This window comes from Pseudaeromonas sharmana, assembly GCF_042649925.1.
Taxonomy (GTDB): domain Bacteria; phylum Pseudomonadota; class Gammaproteobacteria; order Enterobacterales; family Aeromonadaceae; genus Pseudaeromonas; species Pseudaeromonas sharmana.
This window is the reverse complement of the sequence record NZ_JBHSAF010000002.1, coordinates 16,539-39,066: the sequence shown is the minus strand read 5'-3', so window position 1 is coordinate 39,066 and position 22,528 is coordinate 16,539. Positions and strand designations below refer to the sequence as shown.

The 22,528-nt window shown below is 59.3% G+C and carries 16 protein-coding genes; 2 read left to right on the top strand and 14 right to left on the bottom strand.

Annotated elements, in window-relative coordinates; translation table 11 throughout:
- Positions 1-53: 53 nt before the first annotated feature.
- From ACFOSS_RS03605 to ACFOSS_RS03555, 11 genes are all read right to left on the bottom strand, one after another.
- On the bottom strand, positions 54-515 hold the full coding sequence (locus ACFOSS_RS03605; protein ID WP_377150687.1) for a hypothetical protein: 462 nt from the start codon (positions 513-515) through the stop codon (positions 54-56).
- Positions 515-1,741, bottom strand: coding sequence for a type II secretion system F family protein (locus tag ACFOSS_RS03600; RefSeq protein ID WP_377150686.1), 1,227 nt, complete (start codon positions 1,739-1,741; stop codon positions 515-517). The genes ACFOSS_RS03605 and ACFOSS_RS03600 overlap by 1 nt, the downstream gene beginning before the upstream one ends.
- Entirely contained in the window at positions 1,741-3,447 is a 1,707-nt protein-coding gene (locus tag ACFOSS_RS03595; protein WP_377150684.1) for a GspE/PulE family protein, read from the bottom strand. Before ACFOSS_RS03595 ends, ACFOSS_RS03600 begins: the two co-directional genes overlap by 1 nt.
- A gap of 2 nt (positions 3,448-3,449) precedes the next feature.
- Positions 3,450-4,598, bottom strand: coding sequence for a tetratricopeptide repeat protein (locus ACFOSS_RS03590; protein WP_377150683.1), 1,149 nt, complete (start codon positions 4,596-4,598; stop codon positions 3,450-3,452).
- Positions 4,595-5,479, bottom strand: coding sequence for an ExeA family protein (locus ACFOSS_RS03585; RefSeq protein WP_377150682.1), 885 nt, complete (start codon positions 5,477-5,479; stop codon positions 4,595-4,597). The genes ACFOSS_RS03590 and ACFOSS_RS03585 overlap by 4 nt, the downstream gene beginning before the upstream one ends.
- 5 nt (positions 5,480-5,484) lie before the next feature.
- Positions 5,485-7,131 (bottom strand): pilus (MSHA type) biogenesis protein MshL, encoded by a 1,647-nt coding sequence (gene mshL / locus ACFOSS_RS03580; protein WP_377150680.1) that lies wholly within the window; start codon positions 7,129-7,131, stop codon positions 5,485-5,487.
- The gene (locus ACFOSS_RS03575) at positions 7,128-7,451 is read right to left on the bottom strand and encodes an MSHA biogenesis protein MshK (protein ID WP_377150679.1); all 324 of its coding nucleotides are present in this window, start codon (positions 7,449-7,451) and stop codon (positions 7,128-7,130) included. Before ACFOSS_RS03575 ends, mshL begins: the two co-directional genes overlap by 4 nt.
- Positions 7,444-8,085, bottom strand: coding sequence for an MSHA biogenesis protein MshJ (locus ACFOSS_RS03570; RefSeq protein ID WP_377150678.1), 642 nt, complete (start codon positions 8,083-8,085; stop codon positions 7,444-7,446). Before ACFOSS_RS03570 ends, ACFOSS_RS03575 begins: the two co-directional genes overlap by 8 nt.
- On the bottom strand, positions 8,082-8,696 hold the full coding sequence (locus ACFOSS_RS03565) for a PilN domain-containing protein (RefSeq protein WP_377150677.1): 615 nt from the start codon (positions 8,694-8,696) through the stop codon (positions 8,082-8,084). The genes ACFOSS_RS03570 and ACFOSS_RS03565 overlap by 4 nt, the downstream gene beginning before the upstream one ends.
- The gene (locus ACFOSS_RS03560; protein WP_377150675.1) at positions 8,693-9,565 is read right to left on the bottom strand and encodes an MSHA biogenesis protein MshI; all 873 of its coding nucleotides are present in this window, start codon (positions 9,563-9,565) and stop codon (positions 8,693-8,695) included. The genes ACFOSS_RS03565 and ACFOSS_RS03560 overlap by 4 nt, the downstream gene beginning before the upstream one ends.
- Before the next feature lie 95 nt (positions 9,566-9,660).
- Positions 9,661-11,589 (bottom strand): EAL domain-containing protein, encoded by a 1,929-nt coding sequence (locus tag ACFOSS_RS03555; RefSeq protein ID WP_377150673.1) that lies wholly within the window; start codon positions 11,587-11,589, stop codon positions 9,661-9,663.
- A 163-nt stretch (positions 11,590-11,752) separates the two neighbouring features.
- On the opposite strand from ACFOSS_RS03555, the gene ACFOSS_RS03550 reads away from it, so the two are divergent.
- Positions 11,753-13,387: a methyl-accepting chemotaxis protein gene (locus tag ACFOSS_RS03550; RefSeq protein ID WP_377150672.1), complete on the top strand. Its 1,635-nt coding sequence runs from the start codon at positions 11,753-11,755 to the stop codon at positions 13,385-13,387.
- A 76-nt stretch (positions 13,388-13,463) separates the two neighbouring features.
- Here the strand turns inward: ACFOSS_RS03550 and ACFOSS_RS03545 are convergent, their stop codons facing one another.
- From ACFOSS_RS03545 to ssb, 3 genes are all read right to left on the bottom strand, one after another.
- Complete coding sequence (locus ACFOSS_RS03545) at positions 13,464-17,642, bottom strand: PAS domain S-box protein (protein ID WP_377150670.1); 4,179 nt, start codon at positions 17,640-17,642, stop codon at positions 13,464-13,466.
- Positions 17,643-17,804: 162 nt separating this feature from the next.
- Entirely contained in the window at positions 17,805-18,386 is a 582-nt protein-coding gene (locus tag ACFOSS_RS03540) for a flavin reductase family protein (RefSeq protein WP_377150668.1), read from the bottom strand.
- Between the two features lie 281 nt (positions 18,387-18,667).
- Complete coding sequence (gene ssb, locus ACFOSS_RS03535; protein WP_377150667.1) at positions 18,668-19,261, bottom strand: single-stranded DNA-binding protein; 594 nt, start codon at positions 19,259-19,261, stop codon at positions 18,668-18,670.
- A gap of 233 nt (positions 19,262-19,494) precedes the next feature.
- Here ssb and uvrA point away from each other — a divergent pair, with 233 nt between their 5' ends.
- Positions 19,495-22,329 carry an excinuclease ABC subunit UvrA gene (uvrA, locus tag ACFOSS_RS03530; protein ID WP_377150666.1) on the top strand — a complete coding sequence of 945 codons (2,835 nt, stop codon included), beginning with the start codon at positions 19,495-19,497 and terminating at the stop codon, positions 22,327-22,329.
- The last annotated feature ends 199 nt before the right edge of the window (positions 22,330-22,528 follow it).

Genomic DNA, 22,528 nt, shown 5'->3' with positions numbered 1-22,528 from the left:
AATAACGTGCGCCTGCGCGACGAATCACAGTCGGCGCAAGTCTGAATGACGGCTCAGGGTTCCAAATTGATACCACCCGTCTGCCAATCATAGATCAAGCGCTGCTCATCCAGCCGAAAGAGGCATCCGTGATCCAACGCCTCGACGCGCAATGGCTGCGTCGAGGGTTCATCGAGCAGCGCTTGCCACAGGCGCCCGCAAGGTGACGGCTCATCTGCCGGCAAAGGCTGTCGTGGCCATCCCTGCAGACTCATCGCAAATCCTTGACGGCGACCATCTGGCCGCGTGACAAACACCCGCGCAGGACGGTTGGTCATCATCCACTCGCCATGAACCCACTGTACTCGTTCGTTCATCTGCCGGGCCAACTCCTGCAAGCTGGCACCGCGCACGCCTTCGGAGACGCCATCAAAACGCGAAACCAGCGCCGCGACAATCAACAGCAGAACCAACAGGTAGAGGCAAAAGCGCAACAAGCCCAGCGCATCACGATTGGCCTCCTCCTGTTGTGACATCAGTGCCCCTTGCCCTGTACGGCACTGAACATGTCCCACATCGGTGTAAAGATCCCCAACGCCAGCACCAGCACCATACAGGCGACAATCACCAGCAGGATCGGCTCGATGCGGGCCGTCAGCGTCTTGAGATCGTAATCGACCTCGCGCTCGTAATAGTCTGCCGCCTCCTGCATGAGCTCCTCGACCTGACCGGTCTCTTCACCGACCGCGAACATCTGCATCACCAGCTGAGTGAACAGTTGGCTGGCCGCAGCACATCGCAACAGACTCTCGCCACGCTCGACGCCGGAGCGCATATCCCGGATCCGCAAGGCCACATGCGCATTATCCACCGCATCCGCCACCAGGCTCAGCGCCTGATTAAGCGGTACCCCGGCTCTGAGCATCATGGCAAAGCTGCGGGCGAAGCGAGCCAACAGGGAACGGGTGATGATGCTGCCAATAATCGGCATCTTCATCTGCCAACGCCCCCAGATTAATCGGCCGGAGGGGGTGCGGATCCAGTAGCTCCAACCGCCGACGATCAGGATCACCCCCGCCGCCATCAACCACCACCAGTTCACAAACAGCGCCGACATGCCGAGCAGAAAGCGCGTCATCAACGGCAACTCGACACCAAACTTGGCAAACATGCTGGCGAATACCGGAATCACCTTGAGATTCAAAATCACCAATGCAATCGCAATCGCCATGATCACCATCAGCGGATAGCGCAGCGCTGCCTTGATTCGCTTGCGTGTTTCCAGCTCCAACGAGAAGTAGTTGGATAGCTGTAAAAATGCCTCTTCGAGGCGGCCGGTATTCTCACCCACGTGAATGATGGCAATAAACAGACTACTGAAAATACGCGGATGGGATTGCATGGCCTGCGACAGCGGACGCCCGTTGCCCAGCTCGGCTTCTAGCGCCAGCAACGCCTTGCGCAATGGCTTGTTGTGTGACGACTCCGCCAGACCATGAATGGCACGCATGATCGGGATACCGGCCTTGGTCAACGCATACATCTGGCGCGTAAACATCACCAGATCCTCAAGGTCTACCCCCCCCTCGAGCAACTGGCTCCATTCTATGTTCCGCCGCGCGGCCTTCCCGGCACGCAATGCCGTTGGCAGAATGCCGCGCCGCATCAATATCTCTGCGGCGGCCATTTCATTCGGCGCATCCACGGCACCGTTGACGGCCTCACCACGGCCATTGCGCCCTTGATATTGGTAAGTTGGCATCAGCTGACAACCTCGGCCAGCCGCAACACTTCATCTACCGTGGTCATCCCCTGGGTGGCATATTCATACGCCATCGTCACCAGAGGTTTGTACTCGGCATGGTTGCGCGCGGCGCGGGCAAACTGTTCCGGATCTCCACCACGCAAGGCATCCATCATCGACTGGTCGAGCTCCAGCAGTTCGAACACCCCGATACGGCCGGTATAGCCGGTAAAGTTGCAACTTTGACAGCCTCGCCCGCGATAGAACGTCTGCTGACTTGCCACGTCGCCGAACAGTGACACCAACCAGGTCATATCCGAGGCGTCCACCTCATGCACAGTGTGGCAATGCCGGCAGACACGCCGCACCAACCGCTGGGCGACGATCGCCCGCAAGGCACTGGCCACCAGATAGCCGGGTGCCCCCATGTCCATCAGGCGCAAAGCACTGGAGATCGCATCATTGGTGTGCAGGGTGGTCAAGACCAGGTGACCCGTCATGGCACCACGCAGGCCAATTTCGACTGTCTCCTGGTCGCGCATTTCACCCACCAGCAGAATGTCAGGATCCTGACGTAGCGTGGCACGCAGGACCGTCGAAAAGTCGAGGCCAATCTTGGCGTTGACCTGCACCTGGTTGATGCGAGGCAGTCGATACTCGACAGGGTCTTCAACCGTGATGATCTTGTTACCTGGCTGGTTGAGTTCGGAAAGCGCCCCATACAGGGTCGTGGTTTTGCCACTCCCGGTCGGTCCGGTCACCACTATCATGCCGTGAGGCCGCTGTAGCTGGCGACGAAAACGCTGCAACAGCGCCTGAGGCATACCGGTATCATGCAGAGACAACAACCCTGCCGACTGATCCAGCAACCGCATGACAACCGATTCGCCATGCTGCACCGGCATGGTCGAAATCCGCACATCAATGTCATGGCCGCGCACCCGCATGTTAAAACGGCCATCCTGCGGCAGACGCTTTTCGGAGATATCCAGCCCGGCCACCAGCTTCAGACGCAGCACCAGAGAGGGGGCGATGCGCACCTCATTCAGAATATTCTCGTGCAACACGCCATCGATACGCTGACGGATGCGCAGCACCTTCTCATCCGGCTCGATGTGAATGTCCGACGCCCGCACCTGAACGGCATCTTCAAATACCGAACGCAACAACTTGACGATGGTCGCTTCGCTCTCGTTGCTTGCAGTTTCGGCCAGCCCCATGTCAAAGTCGGTGGCCTGGTACTCTTCCTGCAACTGCTCGGCAAAACTCTCGATCTCGCGAGTCCGCCGATAAAGCTGATCAAAATACTGCAGCAGCTGCGCTTCCCGGGCCACCGCCAACTGCATCTGGCGCGGACTCACCAACGCGGCCAGCGCGTCCAGCGCGGCTAAATCAGCCGGATCCGACATGGCCACTGTGACCTCATCGCCACTGACATTGACGGCCAGAGCTCGATAACGGCGGGCATGCACCTCGGGTATCAGCTGGACTGCCTGTGGCTGAATGGTCAGCTTGGAGAGGTCGAAAAAAGGAATCGCCAGCTGTTGCGCAAGGAACTTCAGTAGTTGTTCCTCACCAATGAATCCCAGGTCGATCAGCGTCGTACCCAGCTTGCGCCCGGTCTGTCGCTGTTGCTGCAGCGCCAGCTGCAACTGGTCATCACCGATAATGTGCTCGGCAACCAGCAAGTCGCCGAGTCGCATTCTGAGTCGGGGTTGTGCCATCGTCAGGACTCCAGTTGCTGCAAACGTTGTAACACGAACTGACGGGATGCCTGGCTGAGATTCAGCCCCGAGGCTCGCTGATACGCATCCTGTGCCGCCATGGTTCGTCCCTGTTTATCCAGTGAAATGGCCAGCCCCAACCACCAGCGCCCTTCGTTGGGCTGCACCAGTGTTAACTGCTGGTAACTGCGGGTAGCCAGGTCGAACTGGGCTAATTCCTGCGCCAGCGCGGCGCGCGTGGCGTAATAATCCTGATTTGGACCCACGACAGGATCGAGCACACTCAGCACTTGTAGTGCGCCGGGTTTATCTCCCATCGCCAACGCCAACCGTGCTTGCAGCAGGCGAAAATCGGCATAACCGGGGTCGAGTCGCGTGCCCTCCTGTACCAGTTGTCTCGCCTCGGCCAGGCGCCCCTCGCCATATAGCAGGCTGGCCAGACGCTCCCGGACCTCGCGATCCCGAGGGGTGCTCGCCAACGCGCGTTCAAAGGCCTCTCGCGCCAGCGCCAGATCCCCACGCGCCATGGCCTGCATGCCTTTGCTGCGCTCCAAGGCGGCCGTCTGTTCCGCCGTCAAATGCTGTTCTTCGATATGCAGTTCGCCTTGCGGTTCCTGTGCTGATACGCCTTCGGCCAGGAGTGAGGCCTCCGTAACCTGAGGCCCCTCATCCGGCCCCAGCAAAGCCTCATCACTGCCCAGCGTGGACGGCGTCGCATTGATGGTCACAGTGTCGGCCTCGGCTGCGGATACCGCGCTATCTGTCAGCACGGCCCGCGGCGTTGGCGGCACGACCGCGGCGACGGCGGATGAAGTCTCCGGCTGCGGCGCCGCGGAGGTCATGCTCCCCGCAGACGCCGTGATTGGCATGGGTGCCACCAGCGGTTGCGGCGCTGCCGGGGTTGCAGCGGCAGGTGCCACTGTCTTGCTGGCGTCTGTGGCTGCACGCTGCGCAGGCGTGTTCCCGGCATCCGTCACCATGGCCTGGCGGTCGAGCCACCACCATACCCCGCCTCCGGCTGCCCCCATCATGCCCAGGGTCAGCAGCAGATAGGGCCACCATGGCGCACGCCGCGGCGGCTGATAGCGGCCATGTCCAGCGGCGGCCTGGCGCTGCTCCAGATCCTTCAGCATCGTATTGATGACACTCATAATGCACCTCGTAACAACCAGAGGCTGATGCCGGCCAGCACAGCCCACATCAGCCACCAGTGCAGGGGGATGGTGGTGCTGGCATCCTCGGTATCCTTGATGGCGGCGTTGACAAGCGCCGTCCCGACCCGACGCTCACCCTGACCATAGGCCAGCATCAGACTCTTGTGCGCCAATATATTGATTAAACGGGGTATACCCCGACTGGCCCGCCATAGGCGTCGCACCGCGGCGGCACTGAACACCGGCACACCGCGATAACCGGAGGCCGAGAGACGGTACTCAAGGTAGGCGCGGGTTTCATCGCGCAACAGCGGCCGCAACCGGTAAGAAAACGTAATGCGCTGCCTGAGCTGGCGCAGGTCATCGGAGCGCAAGCGGCCATCCAGCTCCGGTTGTCCGAACAGAACCACCTGCAGCAGCTTGCTGGATTCGGTCTCCAGGTTGCCAAACAGCCGAATCGCTTCCAGGCTGGCATCGGGCAACGCCTGCGCTTCATCCAGTAACAACACGGCCGGCCTCCCGTCACGATGCAGCTCGACCAAACGCCGGTGGATAGCATCGGTCACGGCAAGGTCGCCATGCTCAGGCGTCAAGCCCAGCTCATGGGCCAGCGCCATCCGCAATTCGTCAGCCGCCAGATAGGGGTTCGGCAAGTAGATGACCTGATGGCTCGCCGCCAATTCCGCCATCATCTTGCGCAACAGCAGCGTCTTACCGGTGCCAACCTCACCCGTCACCTTGATAAAGCCCTCCCCCCCCGCCAAGGCAATGCGCAATACCTGCATCGCCTCTTCATGGGGAGGCAAACCGTAATAGAGTCCGGTATTCGGGGTCAGGCTAAAGGGCGCGGCCTGCAAACCAAAGTGCTCTTGATACACGCTCGTTATCGCTCCTGCGGATACCATTTTTCCAGCAGTTGGTTGGATCGCTCCAGCTCCTTCTGCCAGGTACCTGCCTCCACGACTTGAGGTTTCAGCATGATGACCAGCTCGGTCTTGTAGGTCGCATCCTTGCGATTGGTGAACGCTTCACCGACCCACGGGATGTCACCGACCCAAGGCACCTTGCTGACCACCTGCTCCTTGTTGGTCCGCATCAGGCCACCGATCACAATGACGTCACCGGATTTGGCCTGCACGACTGTGTCGGACTCACGGATGTTGCTGTAGGCCAGGGGCAGCGTATAGGTGCTTGCCGTGCCACCTTGAGAACCGAGCTGGATGGTCTTTTCCTGCTCGGAAACATCAATCACCGAAGGGTGTATGTGCAACAGTACATTGCCATCGCCGTCGATTTGCGGCATCACATCCAGCGCCACACCGGAGAAAAACGGTGTCAGTTCAATATTCGGTGACACCACGTTATTGGAGCTACTCGTCACAGTGTCGGTAGAAACGTTGGTGACAAAGTACTCATCACTGCCCACCTTGATCACCGCTTTCTGGTTATTGGTGGCCGTGACGCGCGGGCTGGACAGGGTATTCACATCGCCCTGCGTCTTCAGCAAATTGACGACCATATCGAAATTGCCATCGGTAAACTGCAACCCGGCACCGCCCCCGATCGCGGTGGCGATCTTGTCCGTCACCGCCGGTAGCCCGACCAGCGTTCCTCCAGTTACCCCTTTTCCGGTATTCCAGGAGGCGCTGAGGTTATTCCACTCAATCCCCTGCTGGTAACCTTCGTTGAGCTTGACCTCGACGATCTTGGCCTCGAGGATGACCTGACGTTTGAGGTGTTGCTCGGATTGCGTCAGGAAGTCACGCACTGCAGACAGTTCATCCGGCATGGCGCGCACGGTCACCAGTCCCGCCTGAGGATTGAGGATGACTGCACGTCCGTTACCGCTGCCGACCAAATTTTGCAGTGCCACTTCCAGCTCTTTCCAAAAATCACTGCGGCTGCCCGTCTCGATCATGGTGCCATTGTTATTCGCGCTGCTACTGCTTTGATCAGAAGAGGCACTGCTGTCGCTATTCGTCGATGAGCTGCTGTTGCTATTGCTTTGTTCTGTCACACCGCCAGAGGTGATGCTGGTGCGGGACTTACCCTGGCGCGTCAACATCAGATAGTTGACCGGAAAACTCTCCGCACGCAGTCCTGCCGGATAGACATGGTAGACAGCGCCTTGCCGGCGGATGTCGTAGCCGTACATGCTGGCCACTGTATCCAGCACCTCGGACAGGGTCACCTCTTTCAAATCCAGGCTAATACGCCCTAATACCCCGGGGTGCACGGCCACGCTGTAGCGCCCATCCTTCATCAAGGAAGCAAAAAACTCGCTGGCCTCGACATCTTTGGCCGCCACCCTGAAGCGGCGCTCAGGTGCATAAACCCGGCTCTGGGGCAGAATCGGGGTACTGGGCAGCAATTCCGCCTGCACTGCATCTGGAACCGCCAGCGTGGCCGTCTGGTGCGCATCCTTCAGCGCCGCTTTGGCCTCCTCAGGATTCGGATGCTGGTATGTCACACACCCCGTCATCCAGATAGCCAGGGCGAGAAACGTAAACGGTATCGGCAACTTGCTCATTGAATGCGGACCTTATCTGAATAAAGGGAAAGCGAATGGCGCTGACCATCGCGTTCCAGAATGACGTTTCCCGTGTGGATCGCCAACACACGATACCCAGCCACCGACTGCCCAACACGCACACTCTGGCCATTTAGCATGGCCGAACGCCCTGAAGAGGACATGACAATGCCTTGCAGCGCCGGCAGTGACTGGCGTTGTTGTCCGGAACCCGCGGTGGATGTCGCCCCCGTTAAGGGTTGGGTGGGATCCACCAGGGTGTCCGCGCCTGCGGCAGCGGACAGTGAAGCGAGCAGTAAGATAAGGCACCCTCTAGCCACGGATGAACTCCTTGCTATCGCTCAGCGTATATAATTCCAGCACTATGCTGGCGTCTGGATACCGTTGGACCTGATAGTCCAGAGCCTGCCAGTAAAAATGTCCTGGCAATGCCTCCAGTGTCCTGAGGTATTGCAGCAGGTCAAAGTAACGCCCCTTAAGATGCAAGCGAATGCGATGCTGATACAGCGGCAGCGCCTTGTCACCATCCATCAGCGGTTGCGGTGGCAAAGACTTCAACTCCAGCAACGTCAGGTGCTCGGAATGTGCCAGCATCGACTGCAACAATCCCGGCATCTGTGCCGCCGGGATTAAATCCACCATCTGCGACTGCAATTGAGCATCCAATTGGGCGATCCGCTCTCGGGTCAGCGCCATCTGCTCGCGCAGTTTTAGATTCGGATCCTGCAGCAGCGCTTCGCTTAATGCCCGGTTTTCCTGTTCTTGCAGCCGTATGGCTGCTTGTAGTTGCTGGTTATCCTGCTCTTTTCGTTGCAGGGCCAACCAACTTGGCTCCAGCCAAAACGTATACAGCGGCAGGATCATCAGCACCAACCCCACCAACAGCGTCAACATGCGTTCACGCGCACTGAGGCCATCCAGGCGGGCAGAGAGCATTTGCCAGTAAGCACTCATGATTTGGCTCCCTTCGCTTTGGGCGGTTCCGGGGGGAGACTGTTGAGACGGAACTGCAACAACCCTTGCGGGTTGCGAGTCAGCTGCAGCTCAGCAAACGCACGTCCGGACAAGGACTTCGCAGATGAGAAACGGCTGACCCATGCCGGAACCGACGGACTGCTGCGCGCCGCCCCCTGCAACGACATCATGTCCGCCTGCAACTGGATACGCTCGAGGGCGATATCAGCAACACGAACGCGGGCCAAATCTTCGAGCACGGCAGCATAACCGGCGCTGCGTAACGGCGCTCGTCCTTGCAGGACCTCCAACAATTGCTGACGAGACAGCAACTCCTCCTGACTGGCCTCATAACGCTGTTGCAAACCCAGATCGGAGCGACGCTGATTCAGCTCAGCCTGCAACCGGTCTCGTTCCAGCTGCAGAGCATTATGTGACAGGCTCAGCTCACGGTGGATACCCTCTTGCTGATGCAGCCAGAGTGCCATCACGCTACCGCTCGCCAGCAATACCAATAGCGTTCCCGCCCACAACAAGCTGAAATTGAGCAACGACAACCACTGCCGTTGCGGTTTCAAATCTTCACTGTAGAGGTTGATCCGATACTTCACGCGACCTCCAGAACCTGCAAGTTGCCAAACAGCGGCAGGTATTCCAGCCCAGCGGCAACAGCGGGGTTAGCCATCGCCTGCACCGGCATAGAAAAATTGGCGGCCAGATGGCGAATCAGCCCCCCCAAATCCGGCGAGGCAATCGCCACGTGCAGCATGCTCGCTGCGGGCAATTTGAGCTGAGCGACCAGATAATCCACCGAGCGCTGAATTTCCAGCGAGAGATTATCCAGCAGATCCGGCTGCAAATTATCGAAACCTTGCTGCGCCAGACGAGCAAAACCCCGCAGTTGCCGGCTAAAGCACAGTTGGCCGCGACAGACGGCTAACAACTGCAGATCCTGGCCGGGAGGTTGGAACAGCAACAGTTGCAGTGGTTCCTGCAGGCCGAGCAGATCGACGAGGCCCAACTCTTCGGTGCTAATTTGTTGCAACACCGCCACCTGATTGACCGCATGCGCCACCAGCTGCAAACGCGCCTTGCTGGCACAGACCACGGCGAGACGGGGCCGACTGGCCGGATTTGACGGCAGGTGGTAGTAATCGATGCCTAACTGCAGTACCGGCTCGTTGACAAAGTCCTTTACCGCCCATGGTAACGCTCCTGCCAACTCCTCCTCCGGCACATCCGGTTTCTCGATCTGGACTTGCTGATAAAGTGATGCCGATAGCAGTACCCGCACGTCGGCACCACTGTTCTGGGTCCGCTGCAACAAATCAGCGATCGCGCGCCCCCAGTCGTTCTGGCCGCTACAAGGCTCCTGCTCGAACTTGGGCTCGGGTTGGCAACACCCTAGCAGAACGCGATCCTGGCTAAGACTCAACGTCACAGACTGTCGTGCGCTCTGGCGCCGAAATAGCCGACTCATCATCTGCATGCTTCACCCGAAACCCATAAAAAAAAAACATAATAGGGCAAGCCTAACCAAACCTGAATAGTCAGATGCCCGAGATATGCGCCTCATCATCCTCTGGGCGCGCTCAATGCTCGCAAATCACCCTGCATCACCTGATCCAGCCAGAAACCCTGCCCGCCTGACACGCCCAGAGACTGTAGCACCTGCCACTCCTGCTCATTTTGGATGCCAACGGCGATGACCTGGGTCTGACCGAGGCATCCACCGACCAAAGAGCGCACCGCCATCTGGTTCAGAGGTCGCGAAGCGATATCACGTACCAGGCTGGGATGTATTTTCAGGAAGCTGAGCTCAAACTCCTTGATGTAGTGAGTACTGACCACATCCTGTCCCGCGTGATCGACAGCCAGACGACAACCGAGCAGACGCAACTCTCGCAACGGCCCACGTAACGGGTCGAGGTAGCGACTCACCAGCGACTCATTGAGCTCGATGACCAACCGACTGGCGCGTCGCTTACCAATGCGCAGCAGGGCCATTAATAGTTGATGCCGAAACGCTCCGTCAAGCAGACTCAGGGGATGCAGATTCAAGGCCAGTGGCACGCCGTTATCGCCCGGTAATAACGCCAGGGCGTTACCCAACATCAAACGATCGAGTTCACGCTGCATGCCGACTTTTTCCACCATGGTGACAAAGCTGGCCGCCGTCAGCAGATTGCCGCGGCCATCCGGCAGACGCGCCAGCAACTCATGCAACATGGGTTCGGCCGGCTGGCTGCTCCAGGCACTTTGCAGCTGATAGGTCAGTTGCCCACGACCGAATTGTCGCTCCAGTAACGTGCGCCAGCGCACGCTACCCTTGCCATTCGCCTCGACACGCAGCACCTTGTCGTACAAGAAAAAGCCGCCCTCGCGCTGCAATCGCGCCCCACGCAGCGCCATCTCAGCCTCTTCCTCGATTTGCGCCAGCCATTCACCGGGTTGATAACACACGGCCCCGATGAACAGTTGCCGTTCCGGATCAAGCGGTGTCGGCCAGTCAAGACGCACGAGCTGGCGCCATAGTTGCTCGGCTGCGGTCAGGGTTTCCTGCTTCGACAAGTTGGGTAACAGCAACGCCAGGGTATCACCGGCATAGCGGGCCTGAACCGCTCCGCTGAAGCGCTGAATAAAGGTGGTCGTCACCTCGCTGGCCTGTAGCAGCAGGGCCCGCGCCTGTTCTTCTCCTTGGGCTTTTTTCAGCAGATCCACACCATCAATCGACAGCAGCATCATGGCTCCGGCACTGTATTCGGCATCGCTGAGCGCGGCTTCGACCCGATTGTCAAAAAAGATGCGATTACCGATCCCAAGTTGCTTGTCGATAAACACGTTGCGCCGGATGAAGGTATCGAAGCGACTCCGCTCCTTCTTGGCATCTTCCAGCTCGCTTTGCAGATGCGAGAGGGCCGCACTGACTATCGGAGGCCATTCTAACGCCAACTCATGGCGTAACTTGCCCGGATCGCCGCTGAGAATATGCTGTCCGCGCCGCGCCAACAGCTCAACCCCCTTCAGTTGACGTCGCAACCAGCGCAGCGCCAACCAGACCCCCAGCACCACACATCCGATACCGAGGGCCAGAGTCCGCAACGGCCACAGCTGATTGCCGAGGATGGACAAGGCAGGCTGGATCTGGAAGTGCATATGCAGGGCCGGATAGCGCTCGCCGGCCAGAAAAACCGATTGTAGCGCCTGACGGTCTAGTGGCTGTTCCGGCGCGACATAGTGATAGAGAGGCGCATCCTCCAGGGTGATCGTCAGCTCCTGTACGGCATTGGCCTGCAGCATGGGGGGCAACCAGGCCTGGATCCTCGGCGCATGGGCGGTCAGCAGGACTTCCTGCTCAAACACGCGCACCAGCGCGCGCAGCTCATCACGCTGGTAGCGATCCGTCATGGCGTACAGGCTGAAGGAGCCGGTGATCAACACCATCAGCACGGCGCCCATCACACAGAGGCACAGCAAGGCCACTATTTGTCTTGTTAATCGCATCGGTCTTCCCTAACCGCCTCAAGTGCCGACCCATTCTAGCAGTCAGACCGGCATTGTTCAGCCTGCGTCGGTAACGACAGCGGTCGCATTTTTCACACCGCCCTCAAATTGCCAATGCCGTGAACTATGCTAAACGAGTCCACATTTAGTACAGGGAATGGTTATGTCCTTTTTCATCAATCTGCCTATTGGCAAGAAATTATTGGCGGCCTTCGGCCTGATGGCGTTGATCGTGCTCCTGCTCGGGTTCTTCAGTTTGCGGCAGCTGGATGTCGTCAACTACAGCAGTACCGTCATCGTTGAACAACACCTGCCGCGTCTGCTGGCGGTGACCACCATCGACGTCAAACTATCCGATTTTCGCCGCCGCCAGCTGCGCTTGCTGGAAAAGCATGACGCCGCAAGCGCGAGCAAATATGCCGAACGCCTGCAAAGCGACGAAGCCGCTCTCAATGCCGCCTTTGCCCGCATGGAACAGATGGCCACGCAACCACACTTGCAGGCCGAGGCTAATACCGTCAGACAACTGTGGCAACAATATGAACAGAACCATCGCCAGATCGTTACCCTGAACGGTCAGGACAAGCTGGCAGAGGCCGCCGCGCTGCTCAATGGTCCGAGTGATGCCCTGTTCCGGCAACTCAAGGAGCAGGTGAGCAACATGCTGAAAGCCCGGCAACAGGATTCCAACGATGCCAGCGCCGAAGGGGATCGCCTGTTTGCCGAGGCACAGGTGCTGATCTGGAGCCTGATGGCCATATCGCTGTTGTTGGTCGCTCTGTGTGCCTGGGGCTTAGGCAGCCTGATTCGCACCCCCTTGCAACGCCTGCTCGGCCAGGCGGAGCAGGTGGCCAACGGCGACCTCACCTCGTCACTGGATTACAGCCGCTTCAGCATGGATGAGATTGGCACCCTGGCCCGCGCATTCGGCCGCATGCAACAGAACCTGCGCAATCTGGTACAGGAACTCTCCTCTGCCATCGAACAGGTTGGCAGTGCCTCCGAAGAGGTCAGCACCATTGCCGCACAATCAGCGTCGGGCCAACAGCGGCAGCAGAGCGAAATCACCTACCTGGCCACGGCAATGAACGAGATGAGCAGCACGGTGAACGAAGTGGCACGCAGCACGACCCAAGCGGCCTCCGCCGCCCAACAAGCCAATCAGGAGGCCTTGAATGGGGGGCGGGTCGTCAACGAGACGATACAGACCATCCAAAAAGTGGCTCAGGAAGTGGAACAGGTTTCTCGCGTCGTCGATGCCCTGGCCCAGGACAGCAGCCGTATCGGGGTAGTATTGGAGGTCATCCGCGGCATTGCCGACCAGACGAACCTGCTGGCGCTGAATGCCGCGATTGAAGCTGCGCGCGCCGGTGAACAGGGTCGCGGCTTTGCCGTGGTCGCCGATGAAGTCCGCACGCTGGCACAACGCACTCAGCAGTCAACGCAAGAGATCAATACCATCATCGGTACCTTGCAAACCCGCGGCAGCGAGGCGGTGCAGGCCACCCAGCAGGGACAGCAGATGGCAGCACAATGCGTGCATCAGGCCGAACTGGCTGGTCAGAGCATTCAATCCATCGCCAGCGCGGTGGCGGATATCTCGGATATGAATACGCATATCGCGACGGCGACCGAAGAGCAGAACTCCGTCGCTGAAGACCTGAATCGCAACATCATCAACATCAATACCTTGTCGACGGAAATTGGGGAGGGTACCGCCCAGACGGCCAGTGCCTGTAAAGATCTCAGCACCCTGGCGCATCATTTAAGCGAATTGACCCGCAGGTTCCGCTTCTGAATTCTGGCGGGTGATGCGACGAAGAGGCGGGATAACCCGCCTCTTCTTTTTTGACTAGCTCAACGCCCGGCGGGGCTCACACTTCATAGTTGTCCAATAGGTTCACCTCCCAGGGCCGCAAACGACGCCACTGCTCCAGCCAGAGCAACAACTCGTCGGCCGGCATAGGTCGCGCAATGCCATAACCTTGCGCCAGATGACACCCCAGCTGGCGCAAACGCACACCGTGCTCCCAGGTCTCCACGCCTTCTGCAATCACCTGATGCTGGAAAACCGAAGCCAGCCGGATCACGCCATCGACAATGCCAAGATCGTCCGGATCCGTCAGCATGTCCCGCACAAAGCTCTGATCAATTTTCAGCGTATCCACCGGCAGCTTACGCAGGTAGGTCAGCGAAGAGTAACCCGTTCCGAAGTCATCCAGCGCGAAGCGAAAACCCTGCGCGCGACATTGCTGCATCACTCGCGCCGCCTGCTCCAGATCCGCGATGGCCGCACTCTCGAGCACCTCCAGCTCCAGCGCGCACGGCGACAGCTGAGGATAGCGCTGCATCTCCTGTGTCAACAATTCAAAGAAAGAGCCAGTCAACAGATGCCGGGCACTGATGTTGACACTGATCGGGATCGTCTCCCCCTGCTCCAGCCAATGCGCAGCCTGCTGCAACGCCGTCGCAATCACCCAGTCGCCGAATCGCACCTCAAGTACGCTGGCATGCAGGTAGGGCAGAAATTCGATCGGCGGTAACAAGCCACGCTGCGGATGTTGCCAGCGAATCAGGGCTTCAACACCGATCAGCCGACCGTCGCGCATATCGACTTTGGGCTGATAAAACAGCACAAATTGTTCGTCTTCGAGCGCATACAGCATCTGCTCCAACTGCCGTCGGTAATCCTGCGCCTGTCGATCATGGTCCGGGTCAAATAACTGGTAGCGGTTCTTGCCTGCCTCCTTGGCCAGATACATGGCTTGATCGGCATGTCGCAACAACGTATCCGGATCGGCATTATCCTGCGGATAGAAACTGACACCGATACTGGCCGTGACCTTGAGCTGCTGCCCTTGATGCTCCAGCGGTTGCTGGATCACCTTAAGCACGCGTTCAATAACATGGATACCATCCGCCAGCGCATTCAAATCGGCCAGCAACAGCACAAACTCGTCGCCACCCAGACGGGCTAACGTATCTCGCGAACGCAATACCGACTTCAATTGCTCGGTGACCATCACCAGCATCTGATCCCCGACTGCATGGCCATAGCGATCGTTGATGGTCTTGAAGCCATCCAGATCCAGCATACAAACCGCGCAACTGCGGCCGTGCCGATCCGTTTCCGCCAGTGTTTGTTCCAGACGCTCTGACAGCAGGCGTCGATTCGGAACGCCCGTCAGCGCATCATAGTGTGCAACCCGATCCAGCTCGGCTTCATGGGCCTTGAGCTGACTGATGTCGGAGAAGATACCGACATAGTGCAAGATACCGCCGCTGCCATCACGCACTATGGAGATGGACAGTAACTCGACGTACTCCTCACCATTCTTGCGTCGGTTCCATATCTCGCCGCGCCAAAAATCCTGGGCTGCCAGCGAGGACCACATCTGTTTGTAAAAGGCCACGTCGTGCCGCCCGGAAGAGAGGAGAGAGGGCGACTTTCCGAGCACCTCATCGGCACTGTAACCGGTGATCCGCTCAAATGCCGCGTTGACCTTGGCAATACGACGATCCGGACTCACCACCATGATGCCTTCATAGCTGCTGTCGAAGACCACGGCCGCCTCTTGCTGGGCCTGCTCCAGAATCTTGCGCTCGGTAATATCGGTGTGGGTTCCGGACATCATCAGCGGCTGTCCCTGTTCATCCCATGCCACAATGCGCCCGCGTGACAGGATCCAGCGCCAATCGCCATTCTTGCAACGGCAACGGATTTCGACTTCGTGAACCGGATGCTCTCCCCGCTTGTGTCGTTCAATGGAACGGATGGCCGCCGGCAGATCCTCCGGATGCACCACGGCAGGCCAGTTCTCTACCCGGACATCCATCTCCCCCGGCTCATACCCCAACATGCGCTCCCAGCGCTCACTAACCTGGAACTGATTGGTTTGCAGGTTCCAGTCCCAATACCCCTGATCGGAACCATCGATTACCCGCGCCAGTTGCCGCTCACGCTCACGGAGTATCTCTGCAGCCTGACGCTGCGCGCTCAGGTCGCGGCCAAACGCCATATAGCGGCCATCCGGCATGCGGCCGGTCGTCAATTCGACCGGAACCAAGTGCCCATCTTGGTGCTGTAAGAGCCATTCCCGACGCAGGAACAGCGCCTGCTCCAGTTCCCTAAGATGCGCCGGCAGCAGGGCTCGCTCCTGCGGCGCCAGCAAGGCCTCAACTGTTAACTGCGTGATCTGCTGCACCGTGTACCCGGTCAGGTGGCACGCCGCAGGATTGGCAAACAGCAGTTTGCCCTGCTCATCACTGACCCAGATCGCATCGCAGGAGACATTCAACACGATGCGCAGATCATCGTCAGCACGCTTGCGCTCGGTGATATCCGCAACCGAACCGGCCATCCGCAATGGTTGACCACGGTCATCTCGCTCCTGTACCCGACCTTTGACTTGCAACCAGCGGATCTGATTATCATGGGTGAAAATGCAACACTCGTAGGCCATGGTGGCCGTTTCACCCTGTAGATGGGCATCGATCAGCGCCTTGACCCGCTCCCGGTCCGCCGGATGAATCATCCGTTGAAAGAAACTGTAATCGCCGTTATCCAGCTCTGCTGGGTAACCGGTGACGTCATAATAGCGGGGGGAGCGATAGACCTTGCCCGAGGTCAGATCCCACTCCCAGAAGCCATCGCTGGTTGCCTCCATGATGCGCTGCATGCGCGCCTGACTGGCTTGCAGTTGCTGTCGCAGCTGACGGTCCGACGTGATGTCCTGCACTGTGCCATGCAGGGCAATCACCTCACCCCCGTCATCGCGACGGGGCTCGCCTCGGGCCAACACCCAGCCCTGGCTCCCATTTTCTCGCACCAGCTCGGCCTCGCACTCATAGCTTTCGCCGTTATGCAGGCAGTGCTCGACGGCCGCCGCGAGCCTGGACCAGCTCTCTGCCGTGAAGTAGCGACTGACCTCCGGGTAGCGCGCCGGCCCCAAATCAGGGGCTCGCCCGTAGATCATAAACACCTGTTCGGACCAGAAATGGCTATCGCTGCGCAGGTCCCACTCCCAGCTGCCAACCTGAGCCAGACGCTGAGCCTCCAGCAGTTCACGCCGGCTTTGCTCCAGCGCTCGCTGCTGCAATGACGCCTGGGTAATATCCCGGGAGATGCCAAACAGGCCACTGACCTTCCCCCGACTATCCAGCACCGGCCCCTTGGTCACCATGAAAGTGAGAGTGCGACCGTCAACGGTCGTCAACTCTTCAACATGGTTCTGCACCGTTCCGGAATCCATGATGCGTTGGTCTACGACCATCAGCTGTTCACCCGAGACGGAACTGAACAACTGCCGGTCATCCTGCCCCAGAATCTCGGACTCTGATCGCCCGACAAACCGCGCTGCCGCCTCGTTGACCAGCAGATAGCGCCCCTGAATATCCTTGATGAACACCGCATCTGTGGTGCCGGAGACGACCGCATCCAGCAACTGTCCCTGGCGACGAAACGCCTGGAGTGAATGGTGCAGCATGGATGTCAACAGGCTGACAGCCAGACCATTGATCACCAGGAATGCCCACTGCAATTGCACAAAGGGGGGAAGTTGGCCACTGAGAATGGAAGGTGACGATATCAGGTTCACACCGATGGCCACGATGGCGGTCGACAGCAATCCCGGCCCCAACCCACCCAGCAGGGCACTGAGGATGACGGGAAGTATGAACAGGATCATCAGCGGGTGTTCGGCACTCTCGACATGCAGTGCCTGTCGGAACAACAACATCGATAACGAGAGCAGGATGGCCGAGCCGTAACGCAGCCAGGCTGGCATCGCCATCTGCGGCCGCCCCAGCATCAAGGAGCCGACCAGTGGCGTGCCGCCATTGTGGCTCTCCGGCACGGCTCGCAACGCCAACAACAATAACACCGCCGTTACGGCAACGAAGAAGATGCCCTTGGCCGTCGATAACCAGATGATGGCCTGTTCATCGACAAACAACAGCAACAAGCGATCTGACAGATATATCCAGCCGAGGGCCAGCACAATATAAGCCAGCACAGCAAAGGCAATGAAACGACCTCTCGGTGTCCTCAGCATGCGGTCACGTCTCCGTCGGCATGTTTGCTATCTATCGGTTATCTCGAAAAAATCACCTATTAACTCTAGTCAATCGAGGCGCCTTGCGGCATGAGATGGCCAGCCAAAGATCACAAAGCCGCAATCCAGTCCGTCATCATCCGCCGTCGTGGGCCGCCGGGGTCAGTCTGACGTCTCGACGTCCAATGCCGCACCTATCGCGTAAAAATGCCCACCCGCCACATAGTGCAATGAACGCCACCGCGGATCGGCATGTTCAAATTGCCAGTGACCATCACGGAACGCCCGCGCATCGGCCCAGGCGGAGGTCACTTCGCCGATAAACAGATCATAGGTTTGCTGGTTATGCGGCTCCGGAATCAACCGGCAATACAGCCAGGCAGAACACCCCTCAACCAGAGGACCTAATCCCTCCGCTGCGTCAAACAGCGTCACGCCGCAGTGTGCCAACTTTTGTTCATCATCCGCCAAGGAGCGGTTGCCGACCGCATGGGTCAACCGAAGCTGGTTGACGGTGGGGATCTGCAGTACAAACGCGCCACTCTTTTCGATCAGCGTGCGGGTGATGCAAGACTTATCCAGTACCACACTCACCTTGGGTGGTGAGAAGTCGAGGGCGCAGGCCCATGCTGCCGCCATCACATTGCTGACGCCGGCATGTCGTGCCGATACCAACACAGTCGGCCCGTGATTCAATAACCGATAAGCCTTGTCCAGACTGACCGGCAACAGATGCTCGTTCATACTCCCCAGCTCCCTTGAATGACACCCGCTCGCCAGATGACAGGCCGAGTCCTACCTGACTTTCTCTGAAAACAGCCGAAAAGGAAAGCCTGCGCCGCGTCTGAACACAACGGCTGAGCCGTGCGCAACGACAGCAATAGTGACCCCATAAAGCAGGATTAAACCAGGCAGCCGGCTGCCATAACATGCCGCGCCGACAGCAACCCGGCGGCACAAATAACAACGCCCTGCGAGGCAGGGCGTTGAGGTTCAGCAGAGCCAGCGCGCAGGCGCCAGCCATATCAGAACGGAATATCGTCATCAAAATCCATCGGCGGCTCGTTGTACATCGGCTGCGCCGGCGCCTGGTTGAAGTTATTTTGCGGGGCCGGCTGATTGTAACCACCTGGCTGGCCTCCCTGAGCAGCAGGCGCTGCCGCCGCCTGACCGTAGCCACCTTGACCACCTTGAGCTGCCGGAGCCCCTTGCGGACGCCCCCAGTTACCCTGACCACCGCCTTGTGATTGACCACCACCCATGCCAGCACCGCCACCGGCGTTACGACCATCGAGCATCTGCATCTCGTTGACGACGATCTCGGTGGTATAGCGCTTCTGGCCTTGCTGATCCTGCCATTCACGGGTTTGCAGACGGCCTTCGAGATAGACCTTGGCGCCCTTCTTCAGGTATTCGCCAGCGATCTCCGCCAGACGACGGTACAACACACAGCGGTGCCATTCGGTCCGTTCCTGCATCTGCCCCTGCTGATCCTTCCACGACTCCGAGGTGGCCAGCGTAATGTTGGCTACCGCATTGCCGTTAGGCATGTAGCGCACTTCCGGGTCTTGCCCGAGGTTGCCGATAAGAATCACTTTGTTGACGCCGCGACTGGCCATAGTGTCACTCCGCTAATGTGCTGGCCAGGCTGCACCTGGCATTCCCAATTCATAAGGCAGGCATATTACCAGCCCAGCCCCCATTTCGCATCCTTGCTGCCGTGAACAAACGCGCAGAGTTGGCAACTCGCGCCATCCGGCTCCGATCGTTATCTTACGCCAATAACTGTCTATTCATCCAGTATCGGCTATGCCATACTGACAACCCTGCTGCTTTTCTTATCAGGTCAGCCATGGACAAGATCGAAGTTAGGGGTGCCCGTACCCACAATCTGAAAAACATCAGCCTGACACTGCCACGCGACAAGCTGATCGTTGTCACCGGCCTCTCCGGTTCCGGCAAGTCATCGCTGGCATTCGATACCCTCTATGCCGAGGGTCAGCGTCGCTACGTCGAATCGCTCTCCGCCTATGCGCGCCAGTTTCTGTCGTTGATGGAGAAACCGGATGTCGACCATATCGAAGGCCTCTCGCCGGCCATCTCGATCGAACAGAAGTCGACCTCGCACAATCCGCGTTCGACCGTCGGCACCATCACTGAAATTTACGACTACCTGCGCCTGCTGTTTGCGCGGGTCGGTGAACCCCGCTGCCCGCAGCACGACATCCCGCTGGCAGCTCAAACCATCAGCCAGATGGTGGATCAGGTGCTGGCGCAGCCCGAAGGGTTGAAGATGATGATGCTGGCACCGGTGGTGCGCAATCGCAAAGGCGAACACAAGCAACTGCTGGAGAATCTGGCCGCCCAGGGTTACCTGCGCGCTCGAGTCGATGGAGAGGTGTGTGACCTCTCCGATCCGCCCACGCTGGAACTGCACAAGAAGCACACCATTGAAGTGGTCGTCGACCGTTTCAAGGTGCGCGCCGACCTGCAACTGCGCCTGGCCGAATCGTTCGAGACCGCGCTGACGCTCTCCGGAGGCCTGGTTTCGGTGCTGGAGATGGATAACGACGCCGCCGAGCCGCTGGTCTTCTCGGCAAATTTCGCCTGTCCGGAGTGCGGTTATGCGATCAGTGAACTGGAACCGCGCATCTTCTCGTTCAACAATCCGGCCGGTGCCTGCCCGACCTGTGATGGCCTCGGCGTGCAACAGTACTTCGACCCGCACAAGGTGGTGGCCAATGGCGAACTGTCGCTGTCCGGCGGGGCAATCCGTGGCTGGGACAAACGCAGCTTCTACTACTTCCAGATGCTCAAATCGGTCGCCGACCACTATGCTTTCGACATCGAGGCACCGTTCGAGACCTTGAGCGCCGCCCAACAGAAGGCAGTGCTGTATGGGACCGGCAGTACCGATGTCGAATTCCGCTACATGAACGACCGGGGCGACGTCGTGGTGCGCCGCCATCCGTTCGAAGGGGTGATCCCGAACATGGAGCGCCGCTACAAGGAGACCGAATCCAATAGCGTGCGTGAAGAGTTGGCCAAGCACATCGCCAACCAGCCGTGCCCAAGCTGCCACGGCAGCCGGTTGAAAGAGGCGGCACGCCATGTCTTCGTCGCCGGCGTCAACCTGCCGACCATCACCGAGATGGCGATCGGCGAGGCGCTGGCGTTCTTCCAGCAACTGGAGCTCAGCGGGCAAAAGGCGCAGATTGCCGAGAAGATCCTCAAGGAGATCAACGAACGCCTCGGCTTCCTGGTCAATGTCGGCCTCAACTACCTGTCCTTGTCACGCTCTGCCGAGACCCTCTCCGGCGGTGAAGCCCAACGCATCCGGCTGGCCAGCCAGATCGGTGCCGGCCTGGTCGGCGTCATGTATGTCCTGGATGAGCCAAGCATCGGCCTGCACCAGCGGGATAACGAGCGGCTGCTGAAGACACTGTTCCACCTGCGCAACCTCGGTAATACCGTCATCGTCGTCGAACACGACGAAGATGCCATCCGTCTGGCCGACCATGTGCTGGACATCGGCCCCGGCGCCGGCGTCCACGGTGGCAGCATCGTCGCCCAGGGCACGCCGGCCGAGATCATGGCCAACGAGGCCTCGCTGACCGGCGACTACCTCTCCGGGCGCAAGAAGATCGCCGTACCGGCACAGCGTACGCCGCTGACCGGCAAGTGGGTCAAGCTCAAGGGTGCCAGCGGCAACAACCTGCGCAAGGTGAATCTGGATCTGCCAGTCGGCGTCATGACCTGCGTGACCGGCGTCTCCGGCTCCGGCAAGTCAACGCTGATCAACGACACCCTGTTCCGCATTGCCCACCGCGAGCTCAATGGCGCCACCGTCGAGACACCGGCGCCCTACCTCGACATCGAGGGGCTGGAGCACTTTGACAAGGTGGTGGACATCGATCAAAGCCCGATCGGCCGTACACCGCGTTCAAACCCGGCGACCTATACCGGCCTGTTTACGCCGATCCGCGAACTGTTTGCGGGCACCCAGGAGGCTCGCTCCCGTGGCTATCAGCCGGGCCGTTTCTCGTTCAACGTCAAAGGCGGCCGCTGCGAGGCCTGCCAGGGGGATGGCGTCATCAAGGTCGAGATGCACTTCCTGCCCGATGTCTATGTGCCGTGCGATGTCTGCAAAGGCAAGCGCTACAACCGCGAGACACTGGAGATCAAATACAAGGGCAAGAGCATCCACGAGGTGCTGGCGATGACCGTAGAGGATGCCCGCGCCTTCTTCGATGCGGTGCCGGCGCTGGCGCGCAAGCTGCAGACGCTGATCGACGTCGGCCTCTCCTACATCACCCTCGGCCAGTCGGCGACCACGCTCTCCGGCGGCGAGGCACAGCGCGTCAAGCTGTCTCGGGAACTGTCGCGGCGTGACACCGGCCAGACGCTCTACATCCTCGACGAGCCGACGACCGGCTTGCACTTCCATGACATCCAGCAGCTGCTCGGGGTACTGCACCAGTTGCGCGACAACGGCAATACCGTGGTGATCATCGAGCACAACCTTGATGTCATCAAGACCGCGGACTGGATCGTCGATCTCGGCCCGGAGGGGGGCTCAGGCGGCGGTCAGATCCTGGTAACCGGCACGCCGGAGCAGATGGTGCAGTGCGCGGCGTCGCACACCGCCCGCTTCCTGCAACCCTTGCTCGAACGCGATCGCGACTGACCCCCGCACAGGGCTCACCAGGCCGGCATCATGCCGGCCTGTTTTTTTCCGGCTCAGATCATCCGGTTGCAGCCTGCACGCCCAACTTGGTGCTCCGGCAAGCGGTAACCCTCGACGGCCAAGCCGCCATGCATCACAGCAGGCGAGCGGGCCAACAGCGAACGCCCCTGATCCGGCGGCGCCGGGCGCGAGCCACGGC